The 17757-nt window shown below is 70.1% G+C and carries 16 protein-coding genes; 7 read left to right on the top strand and 9 right to left on the bottom strand.

What is annotated here, in order from left to right; genetic code table 11:
* Positions 1-51 precede the first annotated feature (51 nt).
* Positions 52-630 (top strand): thioredoxin family protein, encoded by a 579-nt coding sequence (locus tag FHT38_RS02060; RefSeq protein WP_147241368.1) that lies wholly within the window; start codon positions 52-54, stop codon positions 628-630.
* Here FHT38_RS02060 and FHT38_RS02055 read toward each other — a convergent pair.
* Positions 627-1373 carry a response regulator gene (locus tag FHT38_RS02055; protein WP_091721057.1) on the bottom strand — a complete coding sequence of 249 codons (747 nt, stop codon included), beginning with the start codon at positions 1371-1373 and terminating at the stop codon, positions 627-629. The genes FHT38_RS02060 and FHT38_RS02055 overlap by 4 nt on opposite strands.
* 219 nt (positions 1374-1592) lie before the next feature.
* Between FHT38_RS02055 and FHT38_RS02050 the strand changes: the two genes are divergently transcribed.
* On the top strand, positions 1593-2201 hold the full coding sequence (locus FHT38_RS02050) for a 2-hydroxychromene-2-carboxylate isomerase (protein WP_183484984.1): 609 nt from the start codon (positions 1593-1595) through the stop codon (positions 2199-2201).
* Positions 2198-3637 carry an ATP-binding protein gene (locus FHT38_RS02045; protein ID WP_183489418.1) on the top strand — a complete coding sequence of 480 codons (1440 nt, stop codon included), beginning with the start codon at positions 2198-2200 and terminating at the stop codon, positions 3635-3637. Before FHT38_RS02050 ends, FHT38_RS02045 begins: the two co-directional genes overlap by 4 nt.
* A gap of 453 nt (positions 3638-4090) precedes the next feature.
* On the opposite strand, the gene FHT38_RS02040 is transcribed toward FHT38_RS02045, so the two are convergent.
* Positions 4091-4684, bottom strand: coding sequence for a TetR/AcrR family transcriptional regulator (locus FHT38_RS02040; protein WP_183489415.1), 594 nt, complete (start codon positions 4682-4684; stop codon positions 4091-4093).
* A gap of 92 nt (positions 4685-4776) precedes the next feature.
* Here FHT38_RS02040 and FHT38_RS02035 point away from each other — a divergent pair, with 92 nt between their 5' ends.
* The gene (locus FHT38_RS02035) at positions 4777-5244 is read left to right on the top strand and encodes a nuclear transport factor 2 family protein (protein ID WP_183489412.1); all 468 of its coding nucleotides are present in this window, start codon (positions 4777-4779) and stop codon (positions 5242-5244) included.
* A 42-nt stretch (positions 5245-5286) separates the two neighbouring features.
* Here FHT38_RS02035 and FHT38_RS02030 read toward each other — a convergent pair whose 3' ends face one another.
* Positions 5287-6204 carry a helix-turn-helix domain-containing protein gene (locus tag FHT38_RS02030; RefSeq protein WP_183489409.1) on the bottom strand — a complete coding sequence of 306 codons (918 nt, stop codon included), beginning with the start codon at positions 6202-6204 and terminating at the stop codon, positions 5287-5289.
* A gap of 124 nt (positions 6205-6328) precedes the next feature.
* Here FHT38_RS02030 and pobA point away from each other — a divergent pair, with 124 nt between their 5' ends.
* Positions 6329-7501 (top strand): 4-hydroxybenzoate 3-monooxygenase, encoded by a 1173-nt coding sequence (gene pobA, locus FHT38_RS02025; protein ID WP_183492362.1) that lies wholly within the window; start codon positions 6329-6331, stop codon positions 7499-7501.
* 22 nt (positions 7502-7523) lie between these two features.
* Here pobA and FHT38_RS02020 read toward each other — a convergent pair whose 3' ends face one another.
* Genes FHT38_RS02020 through FHT38_RS02005 form a run of 4 tightly spaced genes read right to left on the bottom strand, consistent with a single transcriptional unit; the run spans position 7524 to position 12403 of the window.
* A complete protein-coding gene (locus FHT38_RS02020) occupies positions 7524-8549 on the bottom strand; it encodes an NUDIX domain-containing protein (protein WP_183489406.1) in 1026 nt (341 codons plus the stop codon).
* A 56-nt stretch (positions 8550-8605) separates the two neighbouring features.
* The gene (locus tag FHT38_RS02015) at positions 8606-10312 is read right to left on the bottom strand and encodes an NAD+ synthase (protein ID WP_183489403.1); all 1707 of its coding nucleotides are present in this window, start codon (positions 10310-10312) and stop codon (positions 8606-8608) included.
* A gap of 11 nt (positions 10313-10323) precedes the next feature.
* Positions 10324-11556, bottom strand: a complete 1233-nt coding sequence (pncB, locus tag FHT38_RS02010) for a nicotinate phosphoribosyltransferase (protein ID WP_183489401.1) — start codon at positions 11554-11556, stop codon at positions 10324-10326.
* A gap of 13 nt (positions 11557-11569) precedes the next feature.
* The gene (locus FHT38_RS02005; protein ID WP_183489399.1) at positions 11570-12403 is read right to left on the bottom strand and encodes an isochorismatase family protein; all 834 of its coding nucleotides are present in this window, start codon (positions 12401-12403) and stop codon (positions 11570-11572) included.
* 199 nt (positions 12404-12602) lie between these two features.
* Here FHT38_RS02005 and FHT38_RS02000 point away from each other — a divergent pair, with 199 nt between their 5' ends.
* Positions 12603-13277 (top strand): NrtR DNA-binding winged helix domain-containing protein, encoded by a 675-nt coding sequence (locus tag FHT38_RS02000; RefSeq protein WP_183484963.1) that lies wholly within the window; start codon positions 12603-12605, stop codon positions 13275-13277.
* A 51-nt stretch (positions 13278-13328) separates the two neighbouring features.
* Here FHT38_RS02000 and FHT38_RS01995 read toward each other — a convergent pair whose 3' ends face one another.
* Complete coding sequence (locus FHT38_RS01995) at positions 13329-14327, bottom strand: alpha/beta fold hydrolase (protein WP_183489397.1); 999 nt, start codon at positions 14325-14327, stop codon at positions 13329-13331.
* Positions 14328-14400: 73 nt separating this feature from the next.
* Positions 14401-15198 (bottom strand): isocitrate lyase/phosphoenolpyruvate mutase family protein, encoded by a 798-nt coding sequence (locus tag FHT38_RS01990; RefSeq protein WP_183489395.1) that lies wholly within the window; start codon positions 15196-15198, stop codon positions 14401-14403.
* A 346-nt stretch (positions 15199-15544) separates the two neighbouring features.
* Between FHT38_RS01990 and FHT38_RS01985 the strand changes: the two genes are divergently transcribed.
* Positions 15545-17746 carry a TonB-dependent siderophore receptor gene (locus FHT38_RS01985; protein ID WP_183489393.1) on the top strand — a complete coding sequence of 734 codons (2202 nt, stop codon included), beginning with the start codon at positions 15545-15547 and terminating at the stop codon, positions 17744-17746.
* The last annotated feature ends 11 nt before the right edge of the window (positions 17747-17757 follow it).

Here is a 17757-nt window from a genome sequence, read left to right as displayed (position 1 = left end):
AAGAATCCGCTCCATCGCAGCCTCCCGCTGCTGGCCTGGAAAGGATTCCCCATGCGATCGATCTCCCGACGTTCCCTGCTCCCGCTGGCGCTGGCCGGTGCCGCCGCCGCGGCCACCGTGGCGCTCTCGCTGCCGACGATGTCCACCGACGCGGCGGCCGCTTCGCTGCTGGGCGGCGGCGGCATGACCGGCAAGCCGGCGCCCGCCTTCGCCGGCATCAACAGCTGGGTCAACAGCCCGCCGCTGAAGATGGAGGAGCTGCGCGGCAAGGTGGTGCTGGTCGACTTCTGGACCTACACCTGCATCAACTGCCTGAACGCCCTGCCCTACGTGAAGGCCTGGCATGAGAAGTACAAGGACCAGGGGCTGGTCGTCGTCGGCGTGCATTCGCCCGAGTACGAGGAAGAGAAGTCGCTGGCGGGCTTGAAGGAGGCCATCACGCGGCTGGGCATCACCCATCCGGTGGCGCAGGACAACGACTTCAAGACGTGGAAGAACTACAGCAACCGCTACTGGCCGGCGCTGTACCTCGTCGACAAGCAGGGCAAGGTCGTCTACACCCACTTCGGCGAGGGCGCCTACCAGCAGACCGAAGCGCAGATCCAGGCGCTGCTGAAGCAGCCGGCCTAATCGCGGCCCTCGACGGCCATCGACAGCACGTAGCCCTCGCTGCGGACCGTCTTGATGTATTTGGGCTCGCGCGCGTCGTCGCGCAGCCGCTGGCGGATGCGGCTGACGAGCAGGTCGATCGAGCGCTCGAAGAGCTCGGCCTCGCGCCCCTGCGTGAGGCCGAGCAGCTGGTCGCGGCTCAGCACCCGCTGCGGATGGTCCAGGAACACGCGCAGCAGCCGGTACTCCGCGCCGCTGAGCGGCACCACCGTGCCCTGGGCATCGACCAGGTGACGCTCGATCGTGTCCAGCACCCAATCGCCGAAGGCCAGTCGCGGCGACTCGTCCGACGAGCGCATGTTGGGCGGCAGCATGCGCGCGCGCCGCAGCACCGACTTGATCCTCGCCAGCAGCTCGCGCGCCGCGAAGGGCTTGGCCAGGTAATCGTCCGCGCCCATCTCCAGGCCAAGGATGCGGTCGGCCTCGTCGCCCCGCGCGGTCAGCATGATGACCGGCGTCGCCTTGTGCCGGCCGGCGCGCAGGTCGCGGCACAGCGACAGGCCATCCTCGCCCGGCAGCATCAGGTCCAGGATCACCAGGTCGAAGGGGCCGCCGGTCTCCATCGCGATGCGCATGTGCCGGCCGGTCGGCACCGCGGTGGCGCGCAGGCCGTTGCGGGTCAGGTAGGTGGTGAGCAACTCGCGGATCTCGCGGTCGTCGTCGACGATCAGGACATGGTCCTGGGTGGGCGCGGTCGTCTGCATAGGCGTGGAAGGCGGAACGCTGGGGACGGATGAGCCGGAATGTAGCGGCCCGCAGCCCGCGTGGCGTCGGCCGGGGCAATGTTGTGTCTCCGGTGCGGGACGCGGATACACGCCCATACAAAGCCCGCCACAAACCGGAGCCGCGCGCCTATAAACCTGCCTGCGGCGCCGCCGCCGCCCTTCGACCTCATCCCCAGCGTCACCGCATCGGAGATCCCCGTGAGCCGCGTCATCGACTACTTCCTCGCTCCCCACAGCCCCTGGACCTACCTCGGCCACGAGCGCTTCGTCGCCATCGCGCGCGAGGCGGGCGCCACGGTGCGCCCGATCCCGATCGACCTGCTCAAGCTGTTCTCGGTCTCCGGCGGCCTGCCGCTGTCGCAGCGCCCCGCCCAGCGCCAGGCCTATCGTCTGCTGGAGCTGCGGCGCTTCTCGCGCCATCTGGGCATGCCGATGCATGTGGAGCCGACCTTCTTTCCCGTCGTGCCGCATACGGCGGCGCGGCTGATCATCGCGGTCGACGAGGCCGACGGCGCGGAGGCGGCGCTGCGCCTGACCGGCGCGTTGCTGCGTGCGGTCTGGGAGCAGCAACGCGACATCGCCGACGCCGCCACGCTGACCGCCATCCTGGGCGAGCAAGCCCTGCCCGCCGAGCGCCTGGCCCGCTCCGCCGCCGACGACATCGGCGCGCGCTACGACGCCAACACGCAGCGCGCGATCGATGCCAGCCTGTTCGGTGCCCCCAGCTACGTCATCGATGGCGAGCTGTTCTGGGGCCAGGACCGGCTGGACTTCGTGCAGCGCGCGCTGGCCGCCGACCGGACATGAGCGCCCTCCGCGCTCCGGGCGGCGCCAGCGCGAACCCGCCGCCGCGACCGCGCCGCTTCGGGCCCCGCACGCTCTTCGCGCGCGTGTTCTGGATGATGGTGCTGGGCATCGCGATCGCACAGGCGCTGGCCTACGTCGCGATCCGGCAGGAGCGCTCGATGGCGCTGCGCTCGCTGATGATGTCGGGCATCGAGCGCGACATCGCCACCGGCGTCGCCGTCCTCGACCGCCTGCCGCCCGCCGAGCGCGCCGCGTGGCTGAACCGCCTGGAGCGGCCCAACTTCCGCTTCGCGCTCGCCGACGAGATTGATGCGCAGGCGGGACCGGTCGATCACACCGAATTCAGCGGCGCGTTCGTCGACGCGTTGACGCAGGCGTTGCGGCCCTTCCGCATCGAGCGCGTCGCGCAGGTCGGCGCGCGGCGCTATCAGTTGCTGGTCCGCCTGGGCGACGGCACCGCCGTCACCGTGCATGCGCGCCGCGTCGACATGCCCATCCCCGAGTGGGTCACCTGGGTGCTGGTGGCGCAGCTGGTGGTGCTGACCTTCTGCACCTGGATGGCGGTGCGGCTGGTGACGCGGCCGCTGAACGCGCTGGCGACCGCGGCCGACGATCTCGGCCCGGACCTCACGCCGCGCCTGATCGCCGAGGACGGCCCGGCCGAGGTGGCCCATGCCGCGCGCGCCTTCAACGCGATGCAGCAGCGCATCGCCGGCTACACCGCCGAGCGGGTGGAGATCCTGGCGGCGATCTCGCACGACCTGCAGACGCCGATCACGCGGATGCGGCTGCGCGCGGACCTGATGGCCGACGAGGCGCTGCGCGACAAGTTCCGGCAGGACCTCGACGCGATGCACGCGCTGGTCCGTGAAGGCGTGACCTACGCGCGGACGCTGCACGGGACTTCCGAGCCGACCGCGCGCCTGGACACCGACGCGCTGCTGGCGAGCATCGTCGGTGACTACGAAGACGCCGGCGAATCCGTGACGCTCGACGGCGCGGCGGGCGCGCCCATCGTGGCGCCGCCGCAGGCGCTCAAGCGCATCCTGGTCAACCTGATCGACAACGCCCTGGCCTTCGGCGGCGCGGCGGAGATCCAGGTCCGGCGCGATGACGCGCAAGGCCCGGCCCCGCGCTTGACCATCGCCGTGCTGGACCGGGGGCCCGGCATCCCGGAGGACCAACTGGGCGAAGTCTTCAAACCCTTCCACCGGCTGGAAACCTCCCGCAATCGCGAGACCGGCGGCACCGGGCTCGGGCTGGCCATCGCCCAGCAACTCGCCACCGCGATGGGGGGACACCTCTCCCTCCGCAACCGCCCGGGTGGGGGCCTGGAGGCCAGGCTGAGCCTCCCCGCCTCGCCGCCGACGGCACTGTCCACGACTTCTGTGGACAAGTCTGTTGGCTCAACGGGCAGGGATGGTGCAAGCCGTTGATTCATCACGGAATTCATTGCACTGCCGCGAAATGAGGCAGTGATCCGAATGAGCCATACGGAACGACCTGCGACGGTGCTGCGGCTATCCCCGCGCGCTGTGGACAAGCCTGTTGGCTGCCGCTGCAGGAGCGACGCAAGCTCTTGTCATGTCAGGGAAATTCTTGCTTCGCCTTAAAAACAGGCAGGCCGGCGAGCGGGGCGATTGACGAGCGTCAGGTCTTGACGGCCGGGCCGGGAACCTTGAGCAAGCCACGTTCCCGTCCTGGAGTTGCTCACAGTGCCCACCGGTTGTGCACCGGCGGGTCAGTCTGTCCACGGCTGCTGTGGACAACTCTGTTGGCTGCCCGCGCACGGATGTCGCAAGTGCTTGTCACGGCAAGGAAATGATTGCGGTGCTGCGGAATGAGGCAGCCCCCACAACGGTGGCGTCGGACGCGCGTCTCCCCGCTCGTCAGGCGGTATCGCCGGTCAGCGACTCGACGATCAGCTGCAGGCCCTTCAGCGCCGGCGCGGGATCGTCCGCGAACTGCGCCTGCACGATCGCGCCATCGACGGCCAGGGCGAGCGCGGCCGCCAGCTTCCGGCGTTGCCGCGAAGCGGGCAAGCGCCCGACGATCGCGTCCGTCATGTCCTGCTTGTGGCGCCGCGTGATCTCGACCACCTCGGGCAGCGCGGGTCCCATCTCGCCCACCCCGTTGAGGAAGGCGCAGCCGCGGTAGTCGCCCAGGGCCTCGTCACGGAACCATTCACCCATCGCCGGCACCAGCGCGAGCGCACCCGGGTGCCTGTCGCCGTGGCGAGCGAGCGCCTCGCTGAACCACGCCATCCAGCGCGCGTGCCGCATGTCGAGGTAGGCCACGATCAGGTCGTTCTTGCTGGGGAAGTGCCGATAGAAGGTGACCTTGGTGACGCCGGACGCGGCGATCACGCGGTCAATGCCGGTCGCGCGGATGCCCTCGCCATAGAACAGGCCGTGGGCGGTGCGCAGGATGCGATCGCGGGCGGGCAGCTCGCCGATGTCCACGCTGCCATCGATGTCGTTCATGCGGCTATTGTAGACAGACCTGTCTACCTCCGACAGAATGCCGACGTAGACAGACCTGTCTACCTGATGTCTCCCAATGAAAGGCCAACGACATGGACTCCCGCCCGCCCCTGCCCCCGTTCACCCGCGACACCGCGATCCAGAAGGTCCGTCTGGCCGAGGACGCCTGGAACAGCCGCGACCCGGCGCGCATCGTGCTCGCCTACAGCCCGGACACGCAGTGGCGCAATCGCGCCGAGTTCCCGCGCGGCCGTGCGCAGGCCCAGGCCTTCCTGGAGCGCAAGTGGACGCGTGAACTGGACTACCGCCTGATCAAGGAACTGTGGGCCTTCGAGGGCCACCGCATCGCCGTTCGATTCGCCTACGAATGGCGTGACGACGCCGGCAACTGGTTCCGCAGCCACGGCAACGAGAACTGGGAATTCGACGCGCAAGGGCTGATGACCCACCGCCACGCCAGCATCAACGATCAGCCGATCCAGGCCGCGGACCGCAAGTTCTTCTGGCCGCAGGGCCGCCGCCCCGACGACCATCCCGGCCTGAGCGACCTGGGCCTGTGATCCTCGGCGACGGCACGCGGCCATCATCAGCGGCCGCGGCCGTCAGCGTCCGCCGCCGTGCTCGCGCCATTCGGTCGGCGCGCGCCCGGTGTGCTTCAGGAAGAAGCGCGTGAAGTAGGCCGGGTCGGCGAAGCCCAGGCCGTCGGCGATCTGACGGACCATCAGGTTGGTGTAGCCCAGCTCGCGCTTGGCCTCCAGCAGCACGCGCTGGTGCAGGACGGCGAGCGCCGAGCAGTGCAGATGGCGGCGGCACAGCCGGTTCAGCTGCGTCGGCGTGATGCCCAGCGGCGCCGCCAGCTCGGCCACCGGCGGCTGGCGCCGGTAGTGGCGCTCGACCTGCTCGCGATAGCGGGCCAGGTGCTGCAAGGCGCGGCCCTCGCCGGCCGCATGGGTCGCCGGCTCCGCGGCGCCGAAACGCGCCGCCTGCGTCGCCAGCAGCGCCACCGCGTGGTCCAGGGCCGGACCGCGCCAGGCCACCGCGCCGGCGTAGTCTTCCCTCAGCCCATGGCCGACCGCGAACAGCGCGCGCGTCACCGTCGCGCCGCGTTCCAGCGGCACCAACCGCGGCTCGGCGAGGCTCTCCAGCAAGTCCGGCAGGTGATCGAGCAAGTCCCGCAGCCGGCCCTGGTCCAGCGTCACGACCAGCCCTTCCGTCTCCGGTGCGAAGCGGAAGCCGTGCACCGCCAGCGCCGGCACCCACACCAGCGCGGGCGCACGCAGTTCGCGCTCGTCCTCGTCCATGCGGACCACGACCCGGCCGCGCTCGATCAGCAGCAGCTGCACCAGCGCGCCATGCCGATGCGGCTGGATTTCCCAATTGTGCAAGCGGCTGCGCTCGGCGATCGATTCGAGGTGCAGCCCGTCCAGGGCGGGCGCTTGTCCTTCCTCGCCGTAGAGGGAATACACCGGCGTCGCGCCGGCGCGTGATCGGGAAGAGGACTTCGGGCGCGATTCGGGCATAGGTTCGGATTGTGCAAGCGCGCGTCGGCGCCGTCCATTCACCGCGGATCGTCCGCGCCGTAGGCTGCGCCCATCGGAGACAACACCACGCGCCTCGCCAGAAGGCCGGATTGCCATGAAGACCTTGCGAACCCAGGTGCTGATCGTCGGCGCCGGACCCTCGGGCCTGCTGCTGGGCCAGTTGCTGCACCGCGCCGGCATCGACACGCTGATCGTCGAGCGCCAGACCGCCGACCACGTGCTCTCGCGCATCCGGGCCGGCGTGCTGGAGCAAGGCACCGCCGACCTGATGGACGAAGCCGGCGTCGGCGCCCGCATGCATGCCGAGGGGCTGGTCCACGACGGCTTCGAGCTGGCGGTCGGCGGCGTGCGGCACCGCATCGACCTGCGCCAGCTCACCGGCGGGCATGGGGTGCTGGTCTATGGCCAGACCGAGGTCACCCGCGACCTCATGGCCGCGCGCGACGCCGCCGGGCTGCCCACGCTGTACGAGGCGGCCGAGGTCCGCATCGACGGCTTCCACACCGCGACGCCCCGCGGGCGATGCATGGTGCGCGGAGAGGCGGTCGAGATCCATGCCGATTTCATCGCCGGTTGCGACGGCTTCCACGGCGTGTGCCGCGCGAGCGTCCCGCCGGACGCGATCCGCCTCTACGAGAAGGTCTATCCCTTCGGCTGGCTGGGCCTGCTCAGCGACACGCCGCCGGTGGCCGACGAACTGATCTACAGCCGCCATGCGCGCGGCTTCAGCCTGTGCAGCATGCGCTCGCCGACCCGCAGCCGCTATTACCTGCAGGTGCCGCTGGGCGAGCGCGTGGAGGACTGGACCGATGCCCGCTTCTGGGACGAGCTGCGTCTGCGGCTGGATCCCGAGGCGGCGGCCGCGCTGGTCACCGGTCCGTCGCTGGAGAAGAGCATCGCGCCGCTGCGCAGCTTCGTCGCCGAGCCGATGCGCTTCGGCCGCCTGTTCCTGGCCGGTGACGCGGCCCACATCGTGCCGCCGACCGGCGCGAAGGGACTGAACCTCGCGGCCTCCGACGTCCGCTACCTGTCGCAGGCCCTGATCGAGCACTACCGCGAGCACAGCGATGCCGGACTGGACCACTACTCCGCCCGCTGCCTGGCCCGCGTGTGGAAAGCCGAGCGCTTCTCCTGGTGGCTGACCAGCCTGATGCACAACTTCGACCAGGAACCGGCCTTCCAGGCCAAGCTGCAGGAGGCGGAGCTGGACTACGTCCTCGGGTCGGAGGCGGCCCGCCGCGTGCTGGCCGAGAACTACATCGGCCTGCCGTTCTGACCCGCGCCCCGATCGGTCCCGATCAGTCCTCGATCAGCCCGAGGAAGTGATCGAGGATCACGAAGTGGTCCTCGAACAAGCGCGACTCCATCGCCGCCAACTCATCGCGATGGAACCAGCGCGCCTCCTTCACGTCGTCGCAGCCGACGACCTCCGGCAGCGTGCCCATGGCCGGGAACTTGAAGTGGTGGGCCATCGTGATCAGCCGGCCGCGCGCGCTGCGCAGCGGGTCCTCGAAGGTGGCGACCCCGTGCAGCGCCGCGAGGATGGAGGCCGGCAGCAAGGGAAAGCGCGTCTCCTCGATCAGCTCGCGGATCGCGCAGGCCACCAGCTTCTCGTCGCGGTCGAGGTGGCCGCCGGGCACGGCCCAGAGGTCCTCGCCGAAGGGGCCCTTGCGCCGCACCAGCAGCACATGGTCGCCGACGGTCACCACCGCGTCGCCGGTCATGTACGCGACCGCGGTGTACTTCTTCCGATAGCTCGCCACGGCCGCATGCTCGGCCTTGCGCCGCGCGTATTCGGGCAGGCGGCTCCAGGCCTGCAGCCATGCGCGCACCGGCGCGCTGACGTAAGGCGTCATGACGGTCAGCGCCGCGTCCGGATCCTCGGCCTCGAAGAACACCTGCCGCATCGCCGTGGCGTCGACGTCGGCCAGGCGGTCCACCAGCTGCTGCCGCCAGCGCGGGAAGTTGTTCAGGTAGTAGCTGGTGTGGTCCTTGCGATGGCCCACCAGCACGATGTCGGCCTCCTCGCCCGCCAGTGCCCGCACGCCCAGGGTCACGGCGGCGTTCCAGCGCCGGTCGTCGAAGTAGTCGCGCACCGGCAGCACGTGCAGCCGTTGCCGCTGCGCCTCGCTGAGGTTGGCCAGCAGCATCTGGCGGCGCTCCTCGTGCACGAAGGGATTGCGCGGATCACGCGCCCTGTGCGAGGAGCCCAGCACCGCGATCACCTCGTCCGCCAGGCCGAAGGCCGCCTGGAACAGCGCCTCCTGCCCCTGGTGCACCAGCTGCCAACGGCCCACCACCACGGCGACGGTCTTGCGGGTCATGCCTTGTCCTTTCCCTCGGATTCGACGCGCGCCGATGCGGTCATCGGCGCTTCGGTTCAATAGTGCCGCGCCGCGATCGGCAACTGCCGGCCGCTGCCGAAGGCCCGGGCGCGCAGCCGCACGATCGGCGGCGCCTGGCGGCGCTTGTACTCGTTGCGCGCGATCATGCCCTTGATCCGCGCGAGCAGCGCCTGACCTTCGTCGCTTCCGCGCAGCGCGGCGACGGCCGCCTCGGCCGCGGCGCGTTCGTCGGCGGCCAGCCGCTCGCCTTCGATCAGCAGCTTCAGCACCTCGTCCAGCAACTCGTAGGGCGGCAGGCTGTCGGTGTCGCGCTGGTCGGGCGCCAGCTCGGCGCTCGGCGGCTTGTCGAGGATGGCGGCGGGAATGAGCTCCCGGCCGGCCACCTCGTTGAGATGCCGGCTCAGCGCGAAGACCTCCGTCTTGTAGAGATCGCCGATCAGGCCGAGGCCGCCGTTGGTGTCGCCGTAGAGCGTGCAGTAGCCGACGGCGATCTCGCTCTTGTTGCCGGTGGTCAGCAGCAGGTGGCCGCGCGCGTTGGACACGGTCATCAAGAGCGTGCCGCGCACCCGCGCCTGCAGGTTCTCGAGCGCCAGGCCGGACGGTCGCAGTGCCAGCGTGCTGGCGGCCAGGGTCTCGCCGACCTGGCCGACGATGTCTTCGATCGGGCAGACCTCGAGCGCGATGCCGAGCCGATCGCACAGCGCCTTCGAATCGTCGACGCTGCCGCTCGACGAGAAGCGCGACGGCATGGTGATGGCCATGACCCGGTCCGCGCCCAGCGCCTCGACGGCCAGCGCCAGCGTCAGCGCCGAGTCGATGCCACCGGACGCGCCGACGACGACGCGCTCGAAGCCGCAGCGCCGCGCGTAGTCCCGCAGCCCCAGCACGATCTGCCGGCGATAGAAGGCCATCGTGTCCAGCCCGGTGGCCGCTGGCGGCAGCGCGCCGCCGTCGAGCGACGCGAAGTGGCCGCGGTCGACCTCGAAGCCCAGGGTCACGACCTGCTCCTCGAAACGCCGGGCCTCGAAGACGACGCCCGGCTCGGGCTCGATCGCGAAGGACGCGCCGTCGTAGACCAGCTGGTCGTGCCCGCCGATCTGGTTGACGAAAACCAGCGGCAGCCGATGCCGCCAGCAGGCGGCGCGGAAGACCTCGTGGCGGAGCTCGCGCTTGCCGACGTGGCTGGGGCTGGCGTTGATCGACACGATCAGGTCGGGCACCGAATCCGCCAGGCGCTGGAACGGATTGACGGTGTAGTCCTTGCCGTCGTCGTTCCAGCCGTCCTCGCAGATCATGAAGCCCACCTGCGCGCCGCCGATGCGCAGCACGCGGGCGACGTCCGGCCCGGGTTCGAAGTGCCGGCGCTCGTCGAAGACGTTGTAGGTGGGAAGCAGCTGCTTGTGATAGTCCAGCAGCAGCTCGCCGTCGCGGATCACCAGCAGCGAATTGCGGAAGGCCTTGCCGGCGCCCGGGTTGCGGGTCGGCGCGCCGACAACCCAGTGCAGCGAGCTCACCTCGCGCGTGGCCGCCAGCAGCGCCGCCATCGCGCGGTCGAGACGCTCGCGGAAGTCTTCGTCGTCGAGCAGGTCGGCCGGGTAGTAGCCGGTCAGCGACAGCTCCGGAAAGACGACCAGGTCCGCCCCGTCGTGCCGGGCGCGGCGCGCCGCGTCCAGGTGCAGCGCCAGGTTGCCTTCGAGGTCGCCAATGGTGGGATTGATTTGCGCGATGGTGATCTTGAGCATGACTTCGCTCCTCAGCTGGCCCTCACTCGAAAGACCTGCCGCAGGTAGTTGAGGAAGGTCTGGTCGTCGCACAGCGTCTTGCCGGGCGCGTCGGACAGCTTGGCCACCGGCTGGCCGTTGCAGCGCACCAGCTTCATGACGATGTTCAGCGGCTTGGGCCCGAGGTCGTTGGTGAGGTGCGTGCCGATGCCGAATCCGACCGGCACGCGCCCGGCGAAGTGCGCATGCAAGCGGAAGGCCTCGTCGGTGTCGAGCCCGTCGCTGAACACCAGTCGCTTGGTCCGCGCGTCGATGCGCAGCGCCGCGTAATGCGCGAGCGCCTTCTCGCCCCATTCGACCGGATCGCCCGAGTCATGCCGCAGGCCATCGAAGAGCTTGGCGAAGTAGAGGTCGAAGTCGGCCAGGAAGGCGTCCATGCCGATCACGTCGGTCAGCGCGATGCCGAGGTCGCCGCGGAACTCCTGCACCCATCCCTCCAGCGCCGCCCGCTGCGACAGCCGCAGCTGCACGCCCACCGCCTGCCAGGTCTGCAGGTACTCATGGGCCATCGTGCCGATCGGCACCAGCCCGTGACGCCGCGCCAGCGCCACGTTGGAGCTGCCCTTGAAGACCTGCGGGGCCTCACGCTTGAGCGTGGCGACGACCTCGTCGTGCCAGGCGCCGGAGAAGCGGCGGCGCAAGCCGAAGTCGAAGCACTCGAAGGGATGGACTTCGGCGCCCAGCGTCGCGGGCACGGCCGCGGCGTAGTCGCGCAGGCGGGCCGCCTTCGTTGCGAGCCGCGCGCGGCCCTCGACCAGCACCTCGCGCTCGCGGCCCGCGCACAGGCGGCGGAAGTAGAGCTCGTTGACGATCGCCAGCACGAAGATCTCGAAGCCCATCACGTGGACCTGCGGCCCCTTGGCGACGATGACCAGCTGTCCGGCCTCGGCTTCCTCGCCCGGCCGCGCCTCGATGAAGCGCCGCTGGAAACGGAAGATGCGCAGGAAGTCGATGAAGTCGGCCTTCATGAAGCGCAGCCCGCCCAGGTAGGCGAGTTCCTCGTCACTGAAGCCGAGCGTGCAGAGGTGGTCGAGCTCGCGGTTGACCGCCTCGCAGAGCTCGCTCAGCGGGAAGGCGGGCGTGTTGCGGCACACGAAGCGGTACTCGGCATCGTTGGCCGGAAACGCATGCAGCAGCGTCTGCCACATCGTGAACTTGTAGAGATCGGTCTCCAGCAGGGAGCGGATGACAGGCGTGTCGTTCATGAAGCCACCCCGCTCAGGCAGAGAGCAGGCCGAGCGCCTGCGCCGCCGTCATCGTCCGCACGCCCAGCGCGCGGGCGCGCTCGACGAAAGCCGAGGCGCCGGCCTCGAAGCCGCCCACCGCGCTCATCGCGTCCTCGATCAGCACGACCCGCGCGAGCCGCTCGGGCGTCATCGCCGCGAAGAGGTCTTCCGCCGTCGCAGCGACGCAATGGCTGCTGGCCTCGCCGGCGATGAAGCTCAGGCCGGGGAAGTCGACGATGCGGTCGACCAGCGCCTGATTCGTCTGCGTGCGCGGGTCGCCGTCGACCGGCACCTCGGCGCGCACGGCGCTGTATTGCTCGGTCATCGGATTCAGGCCCTTCAGCACCTTCTCCACCGTGCGCAGGCGCGCCGATTCCCAGCGGCCCAAGGCGTCGGCCAGCGCGCCATGCAGGTTGTGGCCCCAGGTGCCGACGACGCAGTGGGTCGGCCACACCATCAACACGTATTTCCTCGGGCTGGCCTCGAGCGCGTCGAGGTAGCGCAGCACCGCGTCCCGCAGCGCCGGATCGCGCGGGGCGTAGCGGCCCTCGCGCACGTCGGCCGCGCGGATCTGCGTGAACGGCGCGACCGGCTGCGGCGCGCCCTCCGCGCCCGGCTGTTGCCAGAAGGCCGGGCGCTCGATCGCGTAGACCGGGTGCGAGTCCAGCGTCACGACGATGTCGCCGATCGCATCGCCGGCCTGGTCCACCAGCGCGGCCAGGCGCTTCATGTCCGCGTCCGCGCCAGTCACCGGCAGCGCGGCGCCGGGGATGTCGCAGAAGTCGTTCTGCGGATCAACGATGAGCAGTTGGGCTTGGCGGTCCATGGGAACTCCGTTTCGGTCTTTGTGATGTCGTGGCGACAGCATACCGCTCTTCGTGCTAGTTTGCACTAAGTCGCGTTCGCAACCGACGGATCAGAAGCCACGATTTGTATCCGCTTATTTCGCGTGTTCCAGGAAGCGGTTTGACGTCTGAGGATGTGACCGCCCATAATTCGTGCCCTTTTGCACTAAGCTTGGCGCCGTGGACTTCGAACGCCCCATCGTCACCGTCGACATCGTGCTGCTCACTCTGCTCGACGGCGCGTTGCACGCCGGCCTGGTACGACGCGACAAGGCGCCGGCGCTCGGCGCCTGGACGCTGCCCGGCGGCTGGGTGCACACCGACCAGGACCAGGACGCCGACGAGGCCGCGGCGCGCATCCTGCGGGACAAGGCGGGGGTGGTCTCGCCCTACCTGGAGCAGCTCAGGACCTTCTCCGGCATGCATCGCGATGCGCGCGGGTGGTCGTTGTCGGTGAGCTACTACGCGGTCGTGCCGGCGCCGGTGGGCGAGCCGTCGGGCGGGCGCTTCCGCTGGGCGCCGGTCGACGGCCTGCGCTCGCTGCCCTTCGACCATGCGCAGATCCTGCGCACCGCCGTCGAGCGCGTGCGGTCGAAGACGCTGTACTCCTCGCTGCCGGTGCACCTGATGCCGGCGCAGTTCACGCTCGGCGAGTTGCAGCGCACCTATGAGCAGGTGCTCGGCGCGGTGCTCGACAAGCGCGGATTCCGCCGCCGCATCGAGGAGCTCGATGTCATCGAGGAAGTCCCCGGCGCCTTCACCAGCGGCGGCAGCCACCGGCCAGCGCAGCTCTACCGCAAGAAGGCCCACGCCCCGGCGCTGAAGACGGCGCCCAGCAACCTGCCGGTCAGCTGAGCGGGCGCGCGCGCCGGGATGTCGGCGAGGCGTCGATCCATTTCCGGGTCTTCATCGGGCGGCGAGTCCCTTCAGCAGCGCCTCGTGGAATTCCTTCGGCGACTCGACCTGCGGCGAGTGGCCCAGCGCCGGGAACTCGACCAGCGCGGCGCCGGGAATCATCTTCGCGGTCGTGCGGCCGAGCGTCGCGTAATCGCCCAGCTGCTCGGCGATCGCCTTGGGCGCGCGGTTGGCGCCCGGCGCGGTGCGGTCCTTGCCGCCGATCATCAGCAGCGTCCGCACCTGCAGATGTGGCAGCTCGTGGACCACCGGCTGGGTGAAGATCATCTCGGAGGTCTGGGCCTGGTTCCAGGCGACGAGCTCACGTCCCGGACCGGCATACAGGCCGGCGGCCATCTCGACCCAGCGGTCGTAGGCCGGCTTCCATTGGCCGTTGTAATAGAAACGCAGCTGATAGGCCTTGATGCTCTCGGCCGTCGTCTTCAGTTCCTGCGCGTTCAGCTGGTCGATGGTCGCGTACGGCACGCCCGCCGCCTGCCAGTCCTCCAGCCCCAGCGGGTTGACGGCGACGAGCTGCTCGACCTGCGCCGGGTACTGCAGCGCGTAGCGCATCGCCAGCATGCCGCCCATCGAGTGGCCGATCACCGTCGCCTTGGCAATGCCCAGCGACTGCAGCAGCGCCTGCGTGTTGGCGGCGAGCTGGTTGAAGCTGAACTGGTAACCGACCGGCTTGGTCGAGGCGCAGAAGCCGACCTGGTCCGGCACCACGACGCGGTAGCCCGCACCGGCGAGCACCGCGATCGTCTCCGCCCAGGTCGCGCCGCAGAAGTTCTTGCCGTGCAGCAGCACCGCGGTCCGGCCGTTGGGCGGCGCGGTCGGCGCGACGTCCATGTAGACCATCTCCAGCGCCTGGCGCTGCGAATTCAGCTTGAAGCGTTGCTGCGGGTACGGGTACTCGAAACCCTCGAGCCGGGCGCCGTAGCTGGGGGCGGCCTGCGCCGACGTGGCGAGGGACAGCGCCGCGAGCGCGGCGGCGAGAAGCATCTTCATCGGGGACTCCAGTGACGGGGAACGGGCGCGCCGAAGCGAGCAAGTGTCGTTCCCTCCACCCCGCGCGCCGCCTTCAGCGCGGATCGAGATATCCGAAGGTGCCGTGGTCGCGGATCTCCTCGGCGGCCAGGCGGGCCGCCTTCATCGCATGCCGGAACAGCGACATCGCCAGGCTCACGCGCTTGACGCCCGCCTCGCCCAGTTCGCGCACGCTGAACGAGCGCCCCGGGATGCCGGCCATGAAGTTCACCGGCCTGGATACCGACGCGCAGACCTGGCGCACCGCGTCCAGGTCGGGCAGCAGTGGCGCGAACAGCACGTCGGCGCCGGCGCGCTCGAAAGCCTGCAGGCGGCGGATGGTGTCCTCGAGGTCGTTCACGCCGTGCAGGAAATTCTCCGAGCGCGCCGTGACCAGGAAGGGGACCGGCAACGCCCGCGCGGCCTCGACCGCGGCGGCGACGCGCTCGACGGCCAAGTTGAAATCGAGGATGGGCGCGCCGCCCTCGCTCGACGCATCCTCGATCGATCCGCCGACCGCGCCCGCTTCCGCCGCCAGGCGGATCGTCAGCGCGCAGTCCTCGGGCCGGTGGCCGAAGCCGTTGCCCAGGTCGGCGCTCAGCGGCAGCGGCGTCGCGCCGGCCAACTGGCGGATGTGGGCCAGGGTCTCGTCGCGAGTCAGTTGGCCGTCGCGCCGGCCGATGGCCTCGGCGGCCGCGGCGCTCGAGGTCGCCAGCGCGGGAAAGCCCGCCGCCTCCAGCATCCGCGCCGACGCGATGTCCCAGGCGTTGGCGATGACGAAGGGACCCGGGCGCTGATGCAACGCGAACAGGGCGGCGGACTTGTCGGCGGCGGTGGGGGATGCGGTGGTCATCTTGAGGGCCTCGTGAAGGGTGAGGGGCGCATCGTAGGACCGGGCCCCTGCCGCCGTCTGGCAGGAATCGGACGTCTTCCCGGCCCCCTCGCTCCCCGCCCCGTTCGCGACGGCCGGCCCGGAGACCCTCGAAACGGTGGTGCTGCCGCCACGATTTCGTTGCGATTCCACCCGATCGGGGTGCCCGCGCGCGTCCTGCGCACGAAATCCGGCGACCCGAATGTTGCGAACTATTCGCATTTGATAACGTATCGCGTTAGCTGAGCACGCACGGCCCATCGCCGCGCCGCGGGCCACCCCGGCCCGCCTCCGAATCCCTGATCTCCGGTCCCCCCGGTCCACGTCCATGTCGTCCACCGCGTCCCGCGGCGCCTCGCCGCGCCGGTCCCTGATTTCCCTCTCCGTCCTCGCGCTGCTGGCCCCGCTGGCGGCTGCCGCGCAATCCGCGGCGCAGCCCGTAGCGCCTTCTTCCTCGACGACGGACGCGACAGCGCCCGCCCCCCGCCCCGCCGCCGACGGCCCGGCGCCGGCCAAGCTGCTGGACGAGGTCACGGTCAACGGCGTGCGCAAGAAGACCTTCGCGCCGACGACGGTGCGGGTCGGCGCCTTCCGCGACCAGGACCCGCTGGACGTGCCGCTGACCAACAGCGTGATGTCGCGCGACCTGCTCGACGCGCAGGCCGCGCAGGGCCTGTACGACGCGTTGAAGAACACCGCCGGCGTGACCCGCTCGCAGGTCAGCGGCTCGACCTACGACAACCTGTCGATCCGCGGCATCGTCGTCGAGAACCGCGGCAACTACCGCCTCAACGGCAACCTGCCCATCGTCAACCTGATCGACATCCCGCTCGAGAACAAGGAGCAGGTGGAGGTGCTGAAGGGCGCGTCCTCGATGTACTACGGCATGGTGCCGCCCTCGGGCATCGTCAACTTCGTGACCAAGCGGGCCGGCCCGACGCCGGTCACCTCGCTCACGACCACCTTCAACGACCACGGCGGCATGAAGGCCCACGTCGACATCGGCCGCCGCTTCGGCGCCGACGACAGCATGGGCCTGCGCCTGAACGCCGTCACCAGCAAGGAAGCCACCGGCATCGACCGCTACGAGGGCCACCGCGACCTGGTGGCCGTCGCCTACGACTGGCGTGCGACCTCGTGGGCCAACCTGAAGGTGGACGTCGAGCATTACCGCAAGAACGTCAGCGAGCAGGGCGCGATCACGCTGCCGGCCGCGGTCAACGGCGTGATCACGCTGCCGCGCGTGCCGGACAACACCACCAACATCGCGCCCGAATGGGCCCGCTACGACGCCGAGGCGACCAACGTCCTGGTGCGCGGCGACTTCGCGCTCAGCGACGACTGGGTGCTGAGCGTCGAATCCGGCCGCGCCAACACCCAGCGCGACCGCAACTACACCACGCTGACCAACTACAACACGCAGACGGGCGCCGGCACCGCCAACATCTCCGTGCTCAAGGGCCAGGAGTACACCAACACCAATCACCGCGTCGAGGCCATCGGCCGCTTCGACACGGCCGGCATCGGCCACGAGCTGACGATCGGCGCCACCTACAACCGGCGCGCCTCGGCCGGCTGGTTCAACGGCACGGCGCGCGCGGCGCAGAACCTGTACGACCCGGTCGACATCGCGCCGGTCAGCCCGACGCTGACGCAGACCGGCTTCCCGTCCGAGGTCAACGACCGCGGCCTCTACGTCTTCGACCGGATGAGCGTCGGCGAGCAGTGGCAGCTGCTGGCGGGACTGCGCAAGACGGTGTACCGCAGCGAGGCGAGCAATCCCTCGTCGCCGGTGCCGACCTACCGCGCCGACAAGGTGACGCCCAACGTCTCGGTGATGTGGAAGCCGCTCAAGGACCTGAGCGTCTACGCCAGCGCGCTGCGCGGCCTGGAAGAGACCGGCACCGCGCCGCTGAACACCGACAACTTCGGCCAGGTACTGCCGCCGGCGGTGAGCCGTCAGCACGAACTCGGCGTGAAGGCCCGCCTGGGCGCGGTGCTGCTGCAGACGGCACTGTTCCAGACGGACCGCCCGCTGGCCACGACGATCAACCGCGTCTACCAGGTCGGCGGCGAGACCCGCTATCGCGGCCTGGAGTTCTCCGCCAGCGGTGAGATCGGCCGCGACTTCGCGCTGGTGGTCTCCGGGGTGGTGCTGGACGCGGAGATCACCAAGGTCGGCACCGGCAACCCGCTGGAGCTGGGCAAGACGCCGGAGAACACGCCGAAGAACACGCTGGGCGTGTTCGGCGAGTACCGGCTGCCGATGGTGCCGGGCCTGGCGCTGAACGCGGGGGTCTATCACGTCGGCAAGCGTGCGGTGAACAACAGCAACCAGGCCTGGGTCGACGGGTACCAGACGCTGTCGCTGGGCGCGCGCTACCAGACGCGGATCTTCGACAAGGCGGTCAACCTGCAGGCCAACCTCGACAACGCGACCAACAAGAACTACTGGAGCACCGCCGGCAACGGCCTGCTGGGCGTCGGCGCGCCGCGTACGCTGCGCCTCACCGCCAAGGTCGACTTCTGACCGCCGGCCCG

It is taken from the genome of Mitsuaria sp. BK041 (assembly GCF_014193085.1).
GTDB lineage: Bacteria > Pseudomonadota > Gammaproteobacteria > Burkholderiales > Burkholderiaceae_C > Roseateles.
Note: the sequence above shows the minus strand (reverse complement) of the source record. Positions and strands in the feature narration are given on the sequence as shown.

Coding starts and splice junctions, on each gene's coding strand:
- FHT38_RS02055 (WP_091721057.1), bottom strand. CDS start 1,373: ATGCAGACGACCGCGCCCACCCAGGACCATGTCCTGATCGTCGACGAC.
- FHT38_RS02040 (WP_183489415.1), bottom strand. CDS start 4,684: ATGAACGACATCGATGGCAGCGTGGACATCGGCGAGCTGCCCGCCCGC.
- FHT38_RS02035 (WP_183489412.1), top strand. CDS start 4,777: ATGGACTCCCGCCCGCCCCTGCCCCCGTTCACCCGCGACACCGCGATC.
- FHT38_RS02005 (WP_183489399.1), bottom strand. CDS start 12,403: ATGGACCGCCAAGCCCAACTGCTCATCGTTGATCCGCAGAACGACTTC.
- FHT38_RS01995 (WP_183489397.1), bottom strand. CDS start 14,327: ATGAAGATGCTTCTCGCCGCCGCGCTCGCGGCGCTGTCCCTCGCCACG.
- FHT38_RS02020 (WP_183489406.1), bottom strand. CDS start 8,549: ATGACCCGCAAGACCGTCGCCGTGGTGGTGGGCCGTTGGCAGCTGGTG.
- FHT38_RS02015 (WP_183489403.1), bottom strand. CDS start 10,312: ATGCTCAAGATCACCATCGCGCAAATCAATCCCACCATTGGCGACCTC.
- FHT38_RS02045 (WP_183489418.1), top strand. CDS start 2,198: ATGAGCGCCCTCCGCGCTCCGGGCGGCGCCAGCGCGAACCCGCCGCCG.
- FHT38_RS02060 (WP_147241368.1), top strand. CDS start 52: ATGCGATCGATCTCCCGACGTTCCCTGCTCCCGCTGGCGCTGGCCGGT.
- FHT38_RS02030 (WP_183489409.1), bottom strand. CDS start 6,204: ATGCCCGAATCGCGCCCGAAGTCCTCTTCCCGATCACGCGCCGGCGCG.
- FHT38_RS01990 (WP_183489395.1), bottom strand. CDS start 15,198: ATGACCACCGCATCCCCCACCGCCGCCGACAAGTCCGCCGCCCTGTTC.
- pncB (WP_183489401.1), bottom strand. CDS start 11,556: ATGAACGACACGCCTGTCATCCGCTCCCTGCTGGAGACCGATCTCTAC.
- FHT38_RS01985 (WP_183489393.1), top strand. CDS start 15,545: ATGTCGTCCACCGCGTCCCGCGGCGCCTCGCCGCGCCGGTCCCTGATT.